Origin of the sequence: Stenotrophomonas sp. WZN-1 (assembly GCF_002192255.1) — a bacterium.
Lineage (GTDB): Bacteria > Pseudomonadota > Gammaproteobacteria > Xanthomonadales > Xanthomonadaceae > Stenotrophomonas.
This window is the reverse complement of sequence record NZ_CP021768.1, coordinates 1,248,333-1,264,596: the sequence shown is the minus strand read 5'-3', so window position 1 is coordinate 1,264,596 and position 16,264 is coordinate 1,248,333. Positions and strand designations below refer to the sequence as shown.

General features: G+C 67.7%; 18 protein-coding genes. 14 read left to right on the top strand and 4 right to left on the bottom strand.

The features are described 5' to 3' along the window. Window positions 1-174 precede the first annotated feature (174 nt). The 3 genes from uvrA (at window position 175) to CCR98_RS05930 (ending at window position 4,386) form a co-directional block, all read left to right on the top strand. The gene (gene uvrA, locus CCR98_RS05940) at window positions 175-3,168 is read left to right on the top strand and encodes an excinuclease ABC subunit UvrA (RefSeq protein WP_087921882.1); all 2,994 of its coding nucleotides are present in this window, start codon (window positions 175-177) and stop codon (window positions 3,166-3,168) included. Then, the gene (locus tag CCR98_RS05935) at window positions 3,168-3,575 is read left to right on the top strand and encodes a thioesterase family protein (RefSeq protein WP_087921881.1); all 408 of its coding nucleotides are present in this window, start codon (window positions 3,168-3,170) and stop codon (window positions 3,573-3,575) included. The genes uvrA and CCR98_RS05935 overlap by 1 nt, the downstream gene beginning before the upstream one ends. Before the next feature lie 85 nt (window positions 3,576-3,660). Beyond that, window positions 3,661-4,386, top strand: coding sequence for an enolase (locus CCR98_RS05930; RefSeq protein ID WP_087921880.1), 726 nt, complete (start codon window positions 3,661-3,663; stop codon window positions 4,384-4,386). Between the two features lie 86 nt (window positions 4,387-4,472). Here the strand turns inward: CCR98_RS05930 and CCR98_RS05925 are convergent, their stop codons facing one another. After that, the gene (locus tag CCR98_RS05925) at window positions 4,473-4,919 is read right to left on the bottom strand and encodes a copper chaperone PCu(A)C (protein WP_087921879.1); all 447 of its coding nucleotides are present in this window, start codon (window positions 4,917-4,919) and stop codon (window positions 4,473-4,475) included. 34 nt (window positions 4,920-4,953) lie between these two features. Here CCR98_RS05925 and CCR98_RS05920 point away from each other — a divergent pair, with 34 nt between their 5' ends. The 4 genes from CCR98_RS05920 (at window position 4,954) to CCR98_RS05905 (ending at window position 8,636) form a co-directional block, all read left to right on the top strand. Next, window positions 4,954-5,730, top strand: coding sequence for an enoyl-CoA hydratase/isomerase family protein (locus CCR98_RS05920; protein ID WP_087921878.1), 777 nt, complete (start codon window positions 4,954-4,956; stop codon window positions 5,728-5,730). 92 nt (window positions 5,731-5,822) lie between these two features. Then, window positions 5,823-6,731: an acyl-CoA thioesterase II gene (gene tesB / locus CCR98_RS05915; protein ID WP_008265305.1), complete on the top strand. Its 909-nt coding sequence runs from the start codon at window positions 5,823-5,825 to the stop codon at window positions 6,729-6,731. Window positions 6,732-6,735: 4 nt separating this feature from the next. Beyond that, window positions 6,736-7,245 carry a pathogenicity-like protein gene (locus CCR98_RS05910; RefSeq protein WP_087921877.1) on the top strand — a complete coding sequence of 170 codons (510 nt, stop codon included), beginning with the start codon at window positions 6,736-6,738 and terminating at the stop codon, window positions 7,243-7,245. Window positions 7,246-7,418: 173 nt separating this feature from the next. Next, entirely contained in the window at window positions 7,419-8,636 is a 1,218-nt protein-coding gene (locus CCR98_RS05905) for a sigma-70 family RNA polymerase sigma factor (RefSeq protein ID WP_087921876.1), read from the top strand. Window positions 8,637-8,687: 51 nt separating this feature from the next. On the opposite strand, the gene CCR98_RS05900 is transcribed toward CCR98_RS05905, so the two are convergent. Next, window positions 8,688-9,248, bottom strand: coding sequence for an EF-hand domain-containing protein (locus CCR98_RS05900; protein WP_087921875.1), 561 nt, complete (start codon window positions 9,246-9,248; stop codon window positions 8,688-8,690). Between the two features lie 156 nt (window positions 9,249-9,404). Between CCR98_RS05900 and CCR98_RS05895 the strand changes: the two genes are divergently transcribed. Together CCR98_RS05895 and CCR98_RS05890 are read left to right on the top strand one after the other, a co-directional pair. Beyond that, on the top strand, window positions 9,405-10,160 hold the full coding sequence (locus tag CCR98_RS05895) for an arginyltransferase (RefSeq protein WP_014036368.1): 756 nt from the start codon (window positions 9,405-9,407) through the stop codon (window positions 10,158-10,160). 38 nt (window positions 10,161-10,198) lie between these two features. Further along, entirely contained in the window at window positions 10,199-11,404 is a 1,206-nt protein-coding gene (locus CCR98_RS05890) for an endonuclease/exonuclease/phosphatase family protein (RefSeq protein ID WP_087921874.1), read from the top strand. A 143-nt stretch (window positions 11,405-11,547) separates the two neighbouring features. On the opposite strand, the gene purT is transcribed toward CCR98_RS05890, so the two are convergent. Beyond that, window positions 11,548-12,735: a formate-dependent phosphoribosylglycinamide formyltransferase gene (gene purT, locus CCR98_RS05885; RefSeq protein WP_087921873.1), complete on the bottom strand. Its 1,188-nt coding sequence runs from the start codon at window positions 12,733-12,735 to the stop codon at window positions 11,548-11,550. A gap of 137 nt (window positions 12,736-12,872) precedes the next feature. Here purT and CCR98_RS05880 point away from each other — a divergent pair, with 137 nt between their 5' ends. From CCR98_RS05880 to CCR98_RS05860, 5 genes are read left to right on the top strand one after another with little or no spacing between them, the layout of a single operon-like run. Further along, complete coding sequence (locus CCR98_RS05880; protein ID WP_087921872.1) at window positions 12,873-13,754, top strand: SPFH domain-containing protein; 882 nt, start codon at window positions 12,873-12,875, stop codon at window positions 13,752-13,754. A 45-nt stretch (window positions 13,755-13,799) separates the two neighbouring features. After that, window positions 13,800-13,979 (top strand): hypothetical protein, encoded by a 180-nt coding sequence (locus CCR98_RS05875; protein ID WP_014036364.1) that lies wholly within the window; start codon window positions 13,800-13,802, stop codon window positions 13,977-13,979. Continuing rightward, window positions 13,976-14,155, top strand: a complete 180-nt coding sequence (locus CCR98_RS05870) for a DUF4177 domain-containing protein (protein ID WP_087921871.1) — start codon at window positions 13,976-13,978, stop codon at window positions 14,153-14,155. Before CCR98_RS05875 ends, CCR98_RS05870 begins: the two co-directional genes overlap by 4 nt. 3 nt (window positions 14,156-14,158) lie before the next feature. Further along, window positions 14,159-14,752 (top strand): PH domain-containing protein, encoded by a 594-nt coding sequence (locus tag CCR98_RS05865; RefSeq protein ID WP_087921870.1) that lies wholly within the window; start codon window positions 14,159-14,161, stop codon window positions 14,750-14,752. 9 nt (window positions 14,753-14,761) lie between these two features. Further along, window positions 14,762-15,571 (top strand): M15 family metallopeptidase, encoded by an 810-nt coding sequence (locus tag CCR98_RS05860; RefSeq protein WP_087921869.1) that lies wholly within the window; start codon window positions 14,762-14,764, stop codon window positions 15,569-15,571. A 301-nt stretch (window positions 15,572-15,872) separates the two neighbouring features. On the opposite strand, the gene CCR98_RS05855 is transcribed toward CCR98_RS05860, so the two are convergent. Next, on the bottom strand, window positions 15,873-16,244 hold the full coding sequence (locus tag CCR98_RS05855; RefSeq protein ID WP_049443743.1) for a DUF423 domain-containing protein: 372 nt from the start codon (window positions 16,242-16,244) through the stop codon (window positions 15,873-15,875). Window positions 16,245-16,264: the final 20 nt, after the last annotated feature.

Sequence of the window (16,264 nt, the reverse complement as noted above, 5' to 3'; positions counted from 1 at the left end):
CCTTTTCACCCCGTGAAAAGGGAGCTGACCCCTGCCTGACGGCCCGTCTCACAAGGTGAGACACCGGGCTGGCATTGTCGCCCATTGCCCCCATCTGGTCACCTCGGTAGGCTGACCGATTGCCGTTCCCTGCTGGCCCGGCACCCAGCCAACGCCCCCACAACCGGATCCCCCATGGCGATGGATTTCATCCGCATCCGCGGCGCGCGGACGCACAACCTGAAGAACCTCGACCTCGACCTGCCCCGCGACAAGCTGATCGTGATCACCGGCCTGTCCGGCTCGGGCAAGTCCTCGCTGGCGTTCGACACCATCTATGCAGAAGGCCAGCGCCGCTACGTCGAGTCGCTGTCGGCCTACGCACGCCAGTTCCTGAGCGTGATGGAAAAGCCGGACCTGGACCACATCGAGGGCCTGTCCCCGGCAATCTCGATCGAGCAGAAGTCGACCTCGCACAACCCGCGTTCGACCGTCGGCACGATCACCGAGATCTACGATTACCTGCGCCTGCTGTACGCCCGCGTCGGCACCCCGCGCTGCCCGGACCACGGCTATCCGCTGGAAGCGCAGACGGTCAGCCAGATGGTCGACCAGGTACTGACCCTGGACCCGGAACAGCGCTACATGCTGCTGGCCCCGGTCATCCGCGACCGCAAGGGCGAGCACGCGCAGGTGTTCGACCAGCTGCGCGCGCAGGGCTTCGTGCGCGTGCGCGTGGATGGCGAGCTGCATGAAATCGATGCGGTGCCGCCGCTTGCACTGCGCCAGAAGCACACCATCGAGGCGGTGATCGACCGCTTCCGCCCGCGCGAGGACATCAAGCAGCGCCTGGCCGAGAGTTTCGAGACCGCGCTGAAACTCGGCGACGGCATGGCCTCGGTGCAGAGCCTGGACACGGCCGAGACCGCGCCGACCCTGTTCTCCTCCAAGTACTCCTGCCCGGTCTGCGATTACTCGCTGCCGGAGCTGGAACCGCGCCTGTTCTCGTTCAACGCGCCGATGGGCGCCTGCCCGGGCTGCGATGGCCTGGGCATGGCCGAATTCTTCGATCCTTCGCGCGTGGTGGTGCACCCCGAGCTGTCGCTGGCCGCCGGTGCGGTGCGCGGCTGGGATCGCCGCAACGCCTACTACTTCCAGCTGATCGCCTCGCTGGCCAAGCACTACAGGTTCGATGTCGACGCGACGTGGAACTCGCTGCCGCAGAACGTGCAGCAGGCCGTGCTGTACGGCAGTGGCGATGAAGCGATCACCTTCACCTACTTCACCGAAGCCGGTGGCCGCACCCAGCGCAAGCACCGCTTCGAAGGCATCATTCCCAACCTCGAGCGCCGCTACAAGGAAACCGAATCGCCGGCGGTGCGCGAGGAGCTGTCCAAGTACATCAGCGAACAGCCGTGCCCGGAATGCCATGGCGCGCGCCTGAACAAGGCGGCCCGCAACGTGTTCGTGGCCGACCGCCCGCTGCCGGAGCTGGTGGTGCTGCCGATCGACGAGGCGCTGAAGTTCTTCAGCGAACTGAGCCTGCCAGGCTGGCGTGGCGAGATCGCCGCGAAGATCGTCAAGGAAATCGGTGAGCGCCTCGGCTTCCTGGTCGATGTGGGCCTGGATTACCTGACCCTGGAGCGCAAGGCCGACACCCTGTCCGGTGGCGAGGCACAGCGCATCCGCCTGGCCAGCCAGATCGGTGCCGGCCTGGTCGGCGTGATGTACGTGCTCGACGAGCCGTCGATCGGCCTGCACCAGCGCGACAACGAGCGCCTGCTCGGCACCCTTACCCGCCTGCGCGACCTCGGCAACACGGTGATCGTGGTCGAGCATGACGAGGATGCGATCCGCCTGGCCGACCACGTGCTGGACATCGGCCCGGGCGCGGGCGTGCACGGCGGCGAGATCGTCGGCCAGGGCACCCTGCAGGACATCCTGGAGGCACCGCGCTCGCTGACCGGCCAGTACCTGTCGGGCAAGCGCGCGATCGAGATCCCCGCGCGCCGGCACAAGCCGAACCCGAAGATGACCCTGCACCTGCGCGGGGCCAGCGGCAACAACCTCAAGGGCGTGGACCTGGCGATTCCGTCGGGCCTGCTGACCTGCGTGACCGGTGTGTCCGGCTCCGGCAAGTCGACCCTGATCAACGACACCCTGTTCTCGCTGGCCGCCAACGAGATCAACGGTTCCTCGCACCCGATCGCCCCGTACAAGGAGATCGATGGCCTGGACCTGTTCGACAAGGTGGTGGACATCGACCAGTCGCCGATCGGCCGCACCCCGCGTTCGAACCCGGCCACCTACACCGGCCTGTTCACCCCCCTGCGCGAACTGTTCGCGCAGGTGCCCGAAGCGCGTGCGCGCGGCTACTCGCCGGGCCGTTTCAGCTTCAACGTGCGCGGTGGCCGCTGCGAAGCCTGCCAGGGCGACGGCCTGATCAAGGTCGAGATGCACTTCCTGCCGGACGTGTACGTGCCGTGCGATGTCTGCCATGGCAAGCGCTACAACCGCGAAACGCTGGAGATCCTGTACAAGGGCTTCAACATCAACGACGTGCTGGAAATGACCGTCGAGGATGCACTGAAGCTGTTCGAGCCGGTGCCGTCGATCGCACGCAAGCTGGAAACGCTGGTCGACGTCGGCCTGAGCTACATCAAGCTGGGCCAGAGCGCGACCACGCTGTCCGGTGGTGAAGCACAGCGTGTGAAGCTGTCCAAGGAACTGTCGCGCCGCGATACCGGCCGCACCCTGTACATCCTCGACGAACCGACCACCGGCCTGCACTTCCACGACATCGAAGCGCTGCTGGGCGTGCTGCACAAGCTGCGCGACGAAGGCAACACGGTGGTGGTGATCGAACACAACCTGGATGTGATCAAGACCGCCGACTGGATCGTCGACCTGGGTCCGGAAGGCGGCCACCGCGGTGGCACCATCCTGGTCACCGGCACGCCGGAAGACGTGGCGGCCTGCCCACAGTCGTACACCGGCCAGTTCCTTGCGCGCATGCTGCCGTCCACCAGCGCGCGCCCCGATCAGCCGGCCGCCGTGGCCAACAAGCCCGATGCGCGTCCGCCGCGCAAGGTGAAGCCTGAAAAGCCTACCAAGGTGGCGAAGAAGGCCGTGGCCGCCAAGAGCACCGGCAAGGCCAGCAAGAGCACGACGAAGAAGAAGGACGCCTGATGAGCAGCGAACACAAGATCCTGGCCCGCATCCCGATCAGCGTGCGCTGGCGTGACATGGACAGCATGGGCCACGTCAACAACGCCAAGTACATTTCCTACCTGGAGGAAGCGCGCGTGCGCTGGATGCTGGGCGTGGACGGCGTATCGATGACCGACCGCATCGCACCGGTGGTGGCCGCGACCAACGTCAACTACCGGCTGCCGATCGTGTGGCCCAACGACATCCTGGTGGAACTGTTCGTCGAGCGCCTGGGCAACAGCAGCGTGACCATCGGCCACCGCATCGTCGACCAGCAGGATGAGTCGAAGCTGTACTCGGACGGCAACGTGGTGGTGGTGTGGATGGATACGCAGACCGGCAGGAGCGCGCCGCTGCCGGACGCAATCCGCAGCGCGTCGACCTGACGCGTCCTCGGTAGATGCCGACCTTGGTCGGCATTGGCCCCGCCGGGCATGGCCCGGCGCTACCGTTCTCGTTCAAAGGACTGACATGATCCACCAGACTGAACTGAGCGACCTGCTGCCCGGCATGGTCCCCTTCCCCACTGACGTCTTTCCCGCCGATCAGGCCTGGCTCGGCCAGCACCTGCTGCCGCTGCTGAAGATCGACCTGGGCGTGCTGCGCCCGGAACTGGCCGGCCAGGTGGCGACGATGCTGTGCCCGATCGAACCCTACGACGGCTGCATCGGCGAGACCACCGAAGAGCACCACAACGATTTCACCGGCACCAACTGGATCGCCTTCGAACTGACCGCCGGCAACGAGATGCGCTTCCTCGGCAACGAGGGCTATTTCATTGGCGATGCGGCGCAGGACAAGGACGCGCAGGAGCACATCGCGCAGATGCGCGACAGCTACGCCAAGGCCCGCGATTACCATGCCACCCATGGCCGCCTCGCCTGCTACTCGCGCTACGGCAAGGGTGAGGCAAGCGAGCGCGATTACCTGGACACGCTGGGCGGACAGATTTCCTGCGGCAACTGGATCGAGACGGCTGACATCCCGAACGCCTTCACCCTGGAATTCACCGATGCCGCCAACGACCGGCATGCACCGGATGATGCGGAGCTGGCAATCATCCGCCGCGATGGCAACGCGTTCTTCGCGGTGGCCGAGGTGGCCGGCTACAACTGGTGCGCGACCGGCGCCGACGCGATCGTGATGCTGTACGAGCCGGAAAGCCGCACGGTGCTGTTCTCGTACGACTGGACGTAAGACCCGCCGCACTGCGCGCTCGCCGGGCATGGCCCGGCGCTACCGATGATGATCCGGTGGCCATGCCTGGCGGAACGGGCAGTGCATCACGGGGCGGCCTTGCGCACCGTCAGCGTCGCGCTCGCTTCGCCACCGCCGTCCAGCTGCAGCCGTAGCGGCACCACCTGCCCCTCCTTCAGCGCACCTTTGCCCTGCATCAACATCAGGTGCAGGCCGCCGGGCTTGAGCTCGGCACGTGCACCCGGCGCCAGCGGCAGTCGCTCGATTGCGCGCATCCGGCTGACCCCATCCGCGATCGTGGTCTCGTGCAGCGACACATCATCGAAGCTGCTGCTGGTCGCGCCGGTAATCGCCACCGCCTTGCTGCAGCCGTTGTGGATCACGCCATAGCCGGCGGTCATCGGCATCGCCGGATTCGGTGGCAGCCGCGCCCAACCCTGCTCCACCGTGACGCAGCCAGATTCCGCGGCGGAGGCCCATGCTGCGGCCGCACACAGAACCAACAGTACGCCAACGAATGGTTTGGTTATCATCGCCCGGGTTCCTTCTTCGCAACGAGACCGCAGCATGACGACGCTCATCGAGGTGATCAACCATGGCCCCATCCGCGAACTGCGCCTGGCGCGGCCGCCGGTCAACGCACTGGACACCGAACTGTGCCGGCAGTTGATCCATGCCATCGAGCTGGCCATGGCCGAAGACGCGCATGGCATCGTACTGTCGGGCAGCGAGCGCATCTTCACCGGCGGCATGGACGTGCCACACCTGCTCTCGCACGGCGATGACAAGCACAAGCTGTTGGACACCTGGAACGCCTTCTTTGGCGCCGTGCGCACACTGGCCGAGAGCCGCATCCCGGTGGTCGCGGCGATCACCGGCCACGCCCCGGCGGGTGGCTGCGTACTGGCCCTGTGCTGCGACTACCGGGTAATGGCGCGCAGCGCTGACCCGTCGCGGCCGTATGCCATCGGCCTGAACGAGGTGCAGGTGGGCCTGATCGCACCGGAGGGCATCCAGCGCCTGCTGCGCCGTGCGGTGGGCGTGCACCGCGCCGGCGTCCTGCTGACCACCGGTTCGCTGGTACCGGCCGAACAGGCGGTGCAGATCGGCCTTGTGGACGAGCTGGCCGAAGGCGACCTGGTGGTGGCGCGTGCCGTGGCCTGGCTGCAGAACCTGCTCAAGCAGCCGCGCCAGCCGATGCTGCTGACCCGTGCGATTGCCCGTGCGGACCTGCACGTGGCGCTGCAGCCGGACCTGATCCAGCTCGACCGTTTCGTCGAGGCCTGGTTCGCCCCGGATGCGCAGAACGCGCTGCAGGCACTGGTGGCCCGCCTCGGCAAGTAAACCGGTAGTGCCGGCCGCTGGCCGGCACTACCGATGATGGGCCGGGCTGCACCGGTATAATCAGGCCCACTTTCACTGCTGTGGCCGCCCCCTTGAACGACACGCCCGAACCCGTCGTCTCCGAGCTGATCGACCTGCTCACGCTGGAGCGGCTGGAGGACAACCTGTTCCGCGGGCAGAGCCGCGACATCGGCACCAAGTACGTGTTCGGCGGGCAGGTGCTGGGCCAGGCGCTGGCCGCAGCCCAGGCCACGGTCGACAACGGCCGCCACGTGCACTCGCTGCACGCTTACTTCCTGCGCGCCGGCAACATCGACCACCCGATCGTCTACGACGTGGACCGTACCCGCGACGGCGGCAGCTTCTCGGTGCGCCGGGTCACCGCGATCCAGCACGGCAAGGTGATCTTCTTCTGCGCGGCCTCGTTCCAGCAGGCCGAGACCGGCGCCGAGCACCAGCACAAGATGCCCGAAGTGCCGCAGCCGGAAGACATCGAACCGAACCGGCCGCTGCCGGCCGAAGTACTGGAACGCCTGCCGATCAAGGTGCAACGCTGGCTGTCGCGCGGCGGCCCGTTCGAGTTCCGCCACGTCTACCCGCGTGACGAACTGAACCCACCCAAGCGCCCGCCGTACCACCAGGTGTGGCTGCGCCTGAGCGAGCCGGTCGGAGATGCGCCGGAGCTGCACCAGGCGCTGCTGGCCTACGCCTCCGACTTCCACCTGCTGGGCACTGCAACCTTCCCGCACGGCATCAGCTACTACCACCCGCACGTGCAGATGGCCTCGCTCGACCACGCGATCTGGTTCCACCGCCCGTTCCGCGCCGACGACTGGCTGCTGTACTCGCTGGACAGCCCCAGCGCGCAGGATTCGCGCGGCCTGGCCCGCGGCCAGTTCTTCACCCGCAATGGCGTGCTGGTGGCCAGCACCGCGCAGGAAGGCCTGATCCGCGTGGTTCCCGACCAGGCAGCGGCCGCCGCCGTGCCGGCCAAGGATTGATCCGATGCGCCAGATCTTCAGCAGCCAGCGCGTGGAAACCGTCGAAGGCGTCGCCGAGCTCCTGCGCGAGCATGGCATCGACGTCAAGGTGACCAACGGGCGCTCGTACAAGACCCGCCGCCGCGGCCAGTTCAGCTATACCGACCTGGGCAACGCCAACGCCTATCCAGCGGTGTGGATCGTGCGCGCCGACGACCAGCCGCGCGCGCGTGAAATCCTGCGCGAGGCGCGTCTGCTCGACACCACCCGCCGCGACCATCCGACCGCCGAATTCGCCTTCCGCGACGCGCCGGAACAGAGCAGCCGTGGCCGCAGCTGGGCCTGGCGCATCCGCATCGCCCTGCTGGTGGTGATCGCCGGCGTGGCGCTGGTGATCGGCCTGCGCCATCGCGGTGTCCCGGCTCCGACGGCTCCGGCGCCTGCCCCGCAGGCGCAGCCGCAGCAGGGGCAACCGGCCCCGCAAGCCGCACCGGAAGAGGAAGAAGCCCGGGTCCGCATCCAGCCCGCGAAGTAACCGGATGCGGTAGCGCCGGGCCATGCCCGGCGAGCGCAGCGGCCTGCATCAGCGGCCGTGTCGCCCTGTAGAAAAGCCGCCGGGCATGGCCCGGCGCTACCGTGACAAATGACCGGTCACATCCGGCACGCGGCTCCGTCATGGGACACAATCCCAGCAGGAGAGCCGCCGCCATGACGACGTTCGCCGCATCGATCGACCAGACCCTGGAACGCGAACTGCCGGCCGCCGCCGGCGGCTGCCAGCATGCCTATGGCCGCATCGTGCTGGCCTGCCAGAACACGGTCACCGCCATCGCGCTGGCCATTACCCGCGACCGCCAGGCCAGCGAGGACATCGCCCAGGAAGCGTTCGTGAAGGGCTGGCAGCAGCTGCACCAGCTGCGCAGCTCGACCAGCTTCCTGCCGTGGCTGCGGCAGATCACCCGCAACCTGGCCCGCGACTGGCTGCGCGCGCAGCGCGGCCGGCCACTGACCGGCGAGGCTGCCGAAGTGGCGATGGGCATGGCCGCCGACCCGGGCCCGGGCGCGGCCGACCGCCTGCAACGGGTGGAAGAGGAAATCGCCGCCGAGGACATCATTTCCGCGTTGCCGGCGGACAGCCGCGAAGTCCTGCTGCTGTACTACCGCGAAGGCCAACGCTCGCAGCAGGTGGCCGACCTGCTTGGGCTCAGTGACGCCGCCGTGCGCAAGCGTCTGTCGCGCGCACGCGCCCTGGTGCGCGACGGCCTGCTGCAGCGCTTCGGTGAATTCGCGCGCAGCAGCGCGCCGAGCGCCGCGTTCGCCACCGCCGTGGTGTCGATGGTACTGGTGGCCGCACCCGGCACGGCCAGTGCTGCGGTGCTGCTCGGCACCGGTGTGGGCATCGGCGGCAGCAAGCTTGGCCTCGGCGGTGCCAGCGTTGCGGGCGGCACTGCGATGGGCTCGCTGACTGCCACGCTGGGCCAGCTGCACGTGCTGCCCGTCGAAAGCTGGGGAGCCATCGCCGGCGGCGTGGTGGGCGGCGCGGTCGGCAGCTATCTCGGTGCCCGCTTCCTGATGTCATATGCCGAAACCGAACAAGAACGCACGCAGGTGCGAGGCTTTGTGCGCCTCAACACCGGTACGGGCCTGGCCTGGTGCCTGGTGATGCTGCTGGCGGCGCTGCTTCAGGTCCCGATGTGGAGCCAGTTGCTGCTGTTGGCACTGGGCCTGGGGGTGGTCAACTACCAGTGTCTGGTGTCGCTGCAGCGCGTGATGGCACCAATGATCGCGCGCGATTCGGCGCGGCGCGGTCGCAGTGGAACCAACTGGAAATACGAATCCATGTATGGGCGCACAGGCATCATCGGGGCGAACGTATTCGTTATCGGTCTGGTGGTGTATACGCTGATGCGCAGCGGCCGCCTGTAACGGACAACGCCGGCAGTGCGCCGGCGTTGTCCTCATTCACTGCGTTGAACCTCAGCGCTGCGGCTTCGGCGCGGCGCCATCGCGCGGACCGCCGTGGCGCGGGCCACCGTGCATCGGGCCCTTGGCCGCATCGAACTCGGCCTTGCTCAGCTGGCCGTCCTTGTTGGTGTCAGCGGCAGCGAACCAGGCGTCACGGCGCTGCTTCATGCGCAGTTCGCGGTCGGCCTTGTCCAGGTAACCGTCCTTGTTGAGATCGAGCTGGTCGAAGCGCGCGGCCAGGCGCGGGTCGGCCTTGGCTTCCTCGCGGCTGATGCGGCCATCCTTGTTGACGTCCAGCCTGGCCCAGCGCTCACCGCCGTGGCCACGGCGGCCATGCTGCCAGCGCGGCAGCTCATCGCGCGAGAGCTTGCCGTCCTTGTTCTTGTCCAGCTCGTCGAACTTCGCGGCCAGGCGCGGGTTGGCAGCGGCCTCGCTGCGGTCGATCACGCCGTCGCCGTTGGTGTCCAGCTTGGCCGGGCGCTGCGCCGGCGTGGTCGGGGTGTCGGCCGCCAGCGCGATACCGGAAGCGGAGGTGCCGAGCAGCAGGGCCAGCAGCAGGGGGGTACGGATCATGGGGTCACTCCTGGGGATGGGAATTGCGTCGGGGCGATCACTTCACCCTCGGGAGACAACAACGCCCGGGCGCGACATCGGTTGACGCCGCTGCCGGTTCCATTCATCCGGCGGACAGTCGCCGCCACTGCGACAGGCTGGGGCTATGCTGTGCCCATGGCGATACATGGCGACAGAGACGACGAACTGCGACTTTTCCAGACCGGCGAGCACCCCTGCGGGTACTGGTCGGACCGGGTGGCGCGCGACCTGGTGCTGGATCCGCACGATCGCCGCCTTGGCGGCCTGTACCCGCTGGCACTGAGCTGGGGCTTCCGCCGCAGCGGCGACCTGGTCTACCGGCCGCATTGCGCGCACTGCCAGGCCTGCGTGGCGGTGCGCATCCCGGTGGCGCGCTTCGCCCCGGACCGCAGCCAGCGCCGTTGTGCCGCCCGCAATGACGACCTGGAGGTGCGGATCACCGCCGCCACCGCCCGCGACGACCTGTTCGCGCTGTACCACCGCTACCTCACCCACCGCCACGCCAACGGCGGCATGGACGACCACGGCCCGCACGAGTTCGAGCAGTTCCTGATCGGCAGCTGGTCACACACCCGCTTCATGGAGATGCGCCTGCCCGGCCACGACGGCCAGCCCAGCCAACTGCTGGGGGTGGCGGTGACCGACGTCACCGAGCACGGCCTGTCGGCGGTCTACACCTTCTTCGACCCGGACCACGCCGCGCGCGGGCTGGGTACCTTCGCGATCCTGCAGCAGATTGAATGGGCGCGTCGCGAGGGCCTGCCACACGTGTATCTGGGCTACTGGATCCGCGGCCACCAGAAGATGGACTACAAGCGCCGCTTCCATCCGCTGGAGGCCTACGACGGTCGCCGCTGGCACGATTTCGACAAGGATCTGGACGGGCGCTGACAAACCGCTGACACCGGGCCGGGTGCACAATACGGCCCATGAACGCCAAACCCCTGATCCTCGCCCTGGCCCTGCTCTGCGGCGCCACCGCCCCCGCCTTCGCCACGTCCCCCGCGATGACCGAAAAGCCGTCCGGCGCACTGCGCCTGGCCACATACAACACCTCGCTGTACTCCGATGAGACCGGTGGCCTGATCAAGGAGCTGGAAGGTGACAGCGAGCACGCGCGCAAGATCGCTGCGGTACTGCAGCAGGTGCGCCCGGACCTGGTGCTGCTGAACGAATTCGACTTCGACGATGCGCATCGCGCCGCCGACCTGTTCCAGAAGCGCTACCTGGACGTCGCCCAGCCCGGTGGCGGCAAGCCGCTGCACTTCGCCTACCGCTACCTGGCGCCGGTCAATACCGGCGTGCCCAGCGGCCTGGACCTGGACAACAACGGCGTGGTCGGCGGCGAAGGCCGCAGCCGCGGCAACGATGCCTGGGGCTACGGCCTGCACCCGGGCCAGTACGGCATGCTGGTGCTGTCGCGCTACCCGATCGATGAAGCCAAGGTGCGCAGCTTCCAGCTGCTGAAGTGGAGCGCGATGCCGGGTGCGATCCGTCCGATCGATCCGCGCACCGGCAAGAGCTTCTACAACGACCACGTGTGGTCGCAGCTGCGCCTGTCGTCGAAGTCGCATTGGGACGTGCCGGTGAAGACCCCGGCCGGCGTGGTCCACGCGCTGGTCTCGCACCCGACTCCGCCGGTGTTCGACGGCCCGGAAAAGCGCAACGCCGCGCGCAACCACGACGAACTGCGCCTGTGGCAGGAATACCTGTCCAAGGGTGACAAGCCGTGGCTGTGCGACGACAAGGGCCAGTGCGGCGGCCTGGCGCAGGACGCACGCTTCGTGATCCTCGGCGACCTCAACAACGACCCGGTCGACGGCGATGGCCGCCATGAGGCGATCGTCGAACTGATCGAGAACGCCCGTGTGCTGCGCTACCCCACCCCGCGCAGCATCGGTGGCGAGCAGACCAGCCTGGCCTACGCGGCCAAGGGCATCGAGCGCAAGGGCGCACCGTTCCACGCCACCGGCGATTTCGGCCCGAAGTCCGGCACCATGCGCCTGGACTACGTGCTGCCTTCGACCGGTTTCGAGTACGTCGGCAGCGGCATCTTCTGGCCGGCCAATGAAAGCCCGGAAGCGAAGATCGCCGACGGTAGCGACCACCACCTGGTGTGGGTGGACGTGCGGTAGAGTCGACTGGGTAGAGTCGACTGTTAGTCGACTACACGGAGAGAGTACCGACCAACGGTCGGTACCTACCGGGATAACGAGTACCGACCAACGGTCGGTACCCACCGAAATGGGGTCGCCGGGCATGGCCCGGCGCTACCGTTTTACGGGCGCAGTTCGACGCCGATCGCGTCGGCGGCATCACGTGCGATCGAACGCGCTTCGTCGATGGTTTCCGCGCGCGCCAGGGTCACGCCGACGCGGCGATGGCCATGCACGCTGGGCTTGCCGAACAGGCGCACGGCGGTGTCCGGCACCTGCAGCGCGGCGGCGACGTTGTTGAAGTACGGCACGCCTTCGCCGTGTGCCAGCAGTGCACACGATGCCGACGGGCCACTCTGGCGGATCACCGGGATCGGCAGGCCGAGGATGGCGCGCGCGTGCAGCGCGAACTCGCTCAGTTCCTGCGAAACAAGCGTCACCAGGCCGGTGTCGTGCGGGCGTGGCGACACTTCGCTGAACCACACTTCGTCGCCCTTCACGAACAGCTCGACGCCGAACAGGCCCCAGCCACCGAGGTCATCGGTGATCGCACGCGAGATCTCTTCGGCACGCGCCAGCGCCTTGCTCGACATCGGCTGCGGCTGCCAGCTTTCGCGGTAATCGCCGTCCTTCTGCAGATGGCCGATCGGCGCACAGAACGAGGTGTCGCCGGCATGGCGCACGGTCAGCAGGGTGATCTCGTAATCGAAGTCGATGAAGCCTTCGACGATGCAGCGACCGGCACCGGCGCGGCCACCGGTCTGCGCGTACTCCCAGGCCGGGGCGATGTCCGCCTCGCTGCGCAGGGTGCTCTGGCCCTTGCCCGAGGACGACATCACCGGCTTGACCACGCACGGCAGGCCGATGGCAGCCACGGCGGCGCGGTATTCGGCTTCGGTATCGACGAAGCGGTACGGCGAGGTCGGCAGGCCCAGGGTCTCGGCGGCCAGGCGGCGGATGCCCTCCCGGTCCATGGTCAGGCGGGCAGCGCGCGCGGTCGGGATCACCCGCAGGCCCTGCTCCTGCTCCAGCTGGACCAGGGTCTCGGTATGGATGGCCTCGATCTCCGGCACCACCAGGTGCGGCTGCTCCTGGGCGATCAGGGCACGCAGGGCCATCGCATCGAGCATGTCGATCACGTGTGAGCGGTGCGCGACCTGCATGGCCGGGGCATCGGCATAGCGGTCGGCGGCGATCACTTCCACGCCCAGCCGCTGCAGCTCGATGGCCACCTCCTTGCCGAGTTCGCCCGAGCCCAGCAGCAGCACGCGGGTGGCAGAGGGGGACAACGGAGTTCCAAGCTTGGCCATGGCGGTTCCAGCAGCAATGTGAAGGCGGGTGGGCATTCTAGCTGGCCGGGCACCCCGGCCATGGCATCCGACGAACGGTCGCCCCGATCTGATATCACTTTGATATCTTAATTTCCAACCCTCAAGGACGTACCGCCATGAAAGAGAAGTCGCTGTCTTCGCTCAACGGCCTCGGCACGCTGGCCGGCGCCCTGCTCGTCGGCCTCGCCGGCGCCGCCCTGTTCGTGGTCGGCGTTGCGGCCAATGCCAGCACCGGCTCGCCCAACCTGCTGCTGATGCTGCTGGGCGCCCTGCTGGTGGCGTTGGGCGTGTTCATCCTGGCCGGCCTGTACACCATCCAGCCCAACCAGGCGGCGGTGCTGAGCCTGTTCGGCAAGTACGTGGGCACGGTGAAGGACAACGGCCTGCGCTGGAACAACCCCTTCTATGCCAAGCGCCGGGTCAGCCAGCGCGTGCGCAACTTCGAGAGCGGCAAGCTGAAGGTCAACGAGCTCGATGGCAGCCCGATCGAAATCGCCGCGGTGATCGTCTGGCAGGTGGTCGATGCCTCCGAGGCGGTCTACAACGTGGATGATTACGAGAGCTTCGTGCACATCCAGTCCGAATCTGCGTTGCGCGCGATGGCCACCAGCTATCCGTACGACCAGCATGAGGACGGCCAGCTGGCCCTGCGCAGCCATGCCAGCGAGATCTCCCAGCACCTGAAGAACGAGCTGGCCGAGCGCCTGGCCGATGCCGGCGTGCAGGTGATCGACGCGCGCATCAGCCACCTCGCCTACGCCGCCGAAATCGCCCAGGCGATGCTGCAGCGGCAGCAGGCCAACGCGGTGATCGCCGCACGCACGCGCATCGTGGCCGGTGCGGTCGGCATGGTCGAGATGGCCCTGGCCGAACTGCAGAAGAACGGCGTGGTGCAGCTGGACGAGGAACGCAAGGCGCACATGGTCAGCAACCTGCTGACCGTGCTGTGCTCGGACCGCGGCACCCAGCCGATCGTCAACGCCGGTTCACTGTACTGAACCACCCTCGCAACGGGGCGCCCCACCGCCCCGCCAGGAGCTTGCATGAGTGAGAAGAAAGCCTATCCGCTGCGCATCAACGCCGACGTCCTGGCCGCCGCGCAGCGCTGGGCTGACGACGAGCTGCGCAGCCTCAATGCGCAGATCGAGTACGTGCTGCGCGACGCCCTGCGCAGGGCAGGACGCCTGCCAAAACCCACCCCACCGCCGGAGGACAAGGAATGAGCAAGCGCTGGAGCTACCAGACCATCGAGGTCAAGACGTCCATGATGGGCCTGCTCAAGGCCGAGGACATCCAGAGCGAACTGACCCGCCAGGGCCAACTGGGCTGGGAGCTGGTCAATGTCATCATCCCGGCGCCGATGCGCCCGGCGATGCTGGTGTTCAAGAAGGAAGCCTGAGCCATGGGCGCCAGCGACCCGAAACAGTACGAGGTCGCCGAGAGTTCGCCGTTGCGCGTGCTGTGGATCGTGCTGCCCCTGCTCGCCGCCTTCGGGGCCTGCCTGTATGCGCAGCTGTACAAGGCACCGGCGACGGCGCCCTGGATCGAAGTAACGCTATCGCCGCCCTGGTTCCGGATGGGCGGCAGCGCCGCCTGGAGCCTGCTGGTGATTGCGGCCCTCGGCATCGGGCTGGGCGCGGCCTTCTTTCGCCGCCGGGTGGAACTGGCCGGCGACGTGCTGGACGTGCGTTCGACGATGTACCACCGGCGCGTGCCGGTCGCACAGCTGCGGCTGGACCAGGCCGAGGTGGTCGATCTCAGCCGCGACCGCCGCTATGGCATCCGCTTCAAGACCAACGGCTATGCGATGCCGGGCTTCTACTCCGGCCACTTCCGCCTGCAGGGCGGCGGCAAGGGGTTCGCCCTGGTCACCGACCGCGCGCGCGTTCTCGCCCTGCCGGTCAGCGATGGCAGCACGCTGCTGCTCAGCCTGGACCGGCCGCAGGTGCTGCTGGACGCACTGCGCAAGGTGGCCGCGCCGGTGCTGCGGCAGTAAGCTGCGCCGATGCAACGACGCCCGCCCCTGCTGATCAATACCGAGGCCATCGAACTGTGGCCTGCGGACCTGCTGCGCGCGCGCAGCAACCTGGACGCGCGCCTGCTGTCACAGGCGCGATGGGTGCTGCGGCGCAAGCGTGATGGCCGCTACCTGGCGGCCACACTGCCGCACGGCGTGCATTCGATGGTACCGCGCCTGCCGCGCGAGCCCGGGGTCGAGGACGCACTGGCACTACTGGATGCAGTGGCGGCACGTCCGTTCGGCGCTGCGCTGGAAGAACACTGGCTGCCGCTGGCCGGGCTGCAGCAACGGCTGCAACAGCTTGGCCTGGATGTGCAGCGCTATGCCGATGACAGCGGCCTGCCGCTGGAAGCCGAACCGTGCCTTCTGCACTTCGCTGGCCGCGACCGGTTCAGCCGCCCACTCTGGCTGCGCCGTGGCGCCGCCCAGGGCTGGCGACGGATGCGCCTGCACGCCGCGCGGGATGGCATCGCACTGGATGCAATCTCCGGCTTCCGCAGCCATGCCTACCAGCTGGGCATCTTCGAACGGAAGCGGGCGCGCGGACTGAGCGTGGCCGAGATCCTGAAGGTCAATGCCGCGCCAGGTTTCAGTGAACACCACAGCGGCCACGCGCTGGACATTGGTACGCCCGGCGATGCTGCCGCCGAAGAGACCTTCGAAGCCACCGACGCGTTCGCGTGGCTGCAGGCACACGCGGGCGGGCACGGGTTTCAGCTGAGCTACCCGCGCGGCAACCCGCACGGCATCGTCTATGAACCCTGGCACTGGTGCTGGAGACCGGCCAACGGCTGAGCCCCTCGTGGCGGCTGCACGGCGAAATTCATGGAGCTGTCCGGGCGGGTAGGCTGGGCAGGGGACGCCGTGAATCCGTCCCTGGAGGCTTAGCCGCGCCATCCATGGCGCGGATACCCCTGCCCAGCCCACCCGCCCGGCCTCTGACAGTTTCCGTGTGCGTCCGCCACGGAATGGAACAAGAGAGCAAAGACAAAAGCGGGTCGCTTCGCTCGAAGCCGAGCATGGCTCGGCTCTACAAAGCTGCCGACGCAAATCCCATGTAGAGCCGAGCCATGCTCGGCTCCTCCCCGGATTGCTGTCACCGCCTCAACGCATTGATCGCCAGCAACACCCATCCGGCCATCATGCTGGTGCCACCGATCGGTGCCATCCGCGTCGGCCACTGCCACAGCGCCCCGCCCACCAGGCTGCCGGAAAACAGCAACACGCCCAGCAGCAGCACGTACAGCGCCAGATGCGCGATCGCCCCGTGCGCGCGCGGCCCGAGTGCCACCAGTACTGCACCATGCGCGAACGCATATAGCGCCGCCATGTTCAGATGCTGCTGCGCCAACGGATCGGCCACGCCATGCGAAGCGTAGGCGGACAAGCCGATCGAGGCAGCGGCCAACAGCGCCCCCAGGCAGGCGAGCAGGGAAGGCTTACGTGCGCGACGTTCCAGGTTGAACATGAAGGCTCCTTGCGCAGCGC

What these genes read in the sequence shown, in the direction of transcription:
- CCR98_RS05905 (WP_087921876.1), top strand. Translation starts at nt 7,419, where the DNA reads ATGACGACGTTCGCCGCATCGATCGACCAGACCCTGGAACGCGAACTG.
- CCR98_RS05860 (WP_087921869.1), top strand. Translation starts at nt 14,762, where the DNA reads ATGCAACGACGCCCGCCCCTGCTGATCAATACCGAGGCCATCGAACTG.
- CCR98_RS05875 (WP_014036364.1), top strand. Translation starts at nt 13,800, where the DNA reads ATGAGTGAGAAGAAAGCCTATCCGCTGCGCATCAACGCCGACGTCCTG.
- CCR98_RS05855 (WP_049443743.1), bottom strand. Translation starts at nt 16,244, where the DNA reads ATGTTCAACCTGGAACGTCGCGCACGTAAGCCTTCCCTGCTCGCCTGC.
- CCR98_RS05900 (WP_087921875.1), bottom strand. Translation starts at nt 9,248, where the DNA reads ATGATCCGTACCCCCCTGCTGCTGGCCCTGCTGCTCGGCACCTCCGCT.
- CCR98_RS05910 (WP_087921877.1), top strand. Translation starts at nt 6,736, where the DNA reads ATGCGCCAGATCTTCAGCAGCCAGCGCGTGGAAACCGTCGAAGGCGTC.
- CCR98_RS05870 (WP_087921871.1), top strand. Translation starts at nt 13,976, where the DNA reads ATGAGCAAGCGCTGGAGCTACCAGACCATCGAGGTCAAGACGTCCATG.
- purT (WP_087921873.1), bottom strand. Translation starts at nt 12,735, where the DNA reads ATGGCCAAGCTTGGAACTCCGTTGTCCCCCTCTGCCACCCGCGTGCTG.
- CCR98_RS05930 (WP_087921880.1), top strand. Translation starts at nt 3,661, where the DNA reads ATGATCCACCAGACTGAACTGAGCGACCTGCTGCCCGGCATGGTCCCC.
- CCR98_RS05935 (WP_087921881.1), top strand. Translation starts at nt 3,168, where the DNA reads ATGAGCAGCGAACACAAGATCCTGGCCCGCATCCCGATCAGCGTGCGC.
- CCR98_RS05920 (WP_087921878.1), top strand. Translation starts at nt 4,954, where the DNA reads ATGACGACGCTCATCGAGGTGATCAACCATGGCCCCATCCGCGAACTG.
- CCR98_RS05895 (WP_014036368.1), top strand. Translation starts at nt 9,405, where the DNA reads ATGGCGATACATGGCGACAGAGACGACGAACTGCGACTTTTCCAGACC.
- CCR98_RS05865 (WP_087921870.1), top strand. Translation starts at nt 14,159, where the DNA reads ATGGGCGCCAGCGACCCGAAACAGTACGAGGTCGCCGAGAGTTCGCCG.
- CCR98_RS05890 (WP_087921874.1), top strand. Translation starts at nt 10,199, where the DNA reads ATGAACGCCAAACCCCTGATCCTCGCCCTGGCCCTGCTCTGCGGCGCC.
- uvrA (WP_087921882.1), top strand. Translation starts at nt 175, where the DNA reads ATGGCGATGGATTTCATCCGCATCCGCGGCGCGCGGACGCACAACCTG.
- CCR98_RS05925 (WP_087921879.1), bottom strand. Translation starts at nt 4,919, where the DNA reads ATGATAACCAAACCATTCGTTGGCGTACTGTTGGTTCTGTGTGCGGCC.
- CCR98_RS05880 (WP_087921872.1), top strand. Translation starts at nt 12,873, where the DNA reads ATGAAAGAGAAGTCGCTGTCTTCGCTCAACGGCCTCGGCACGCTGGCC.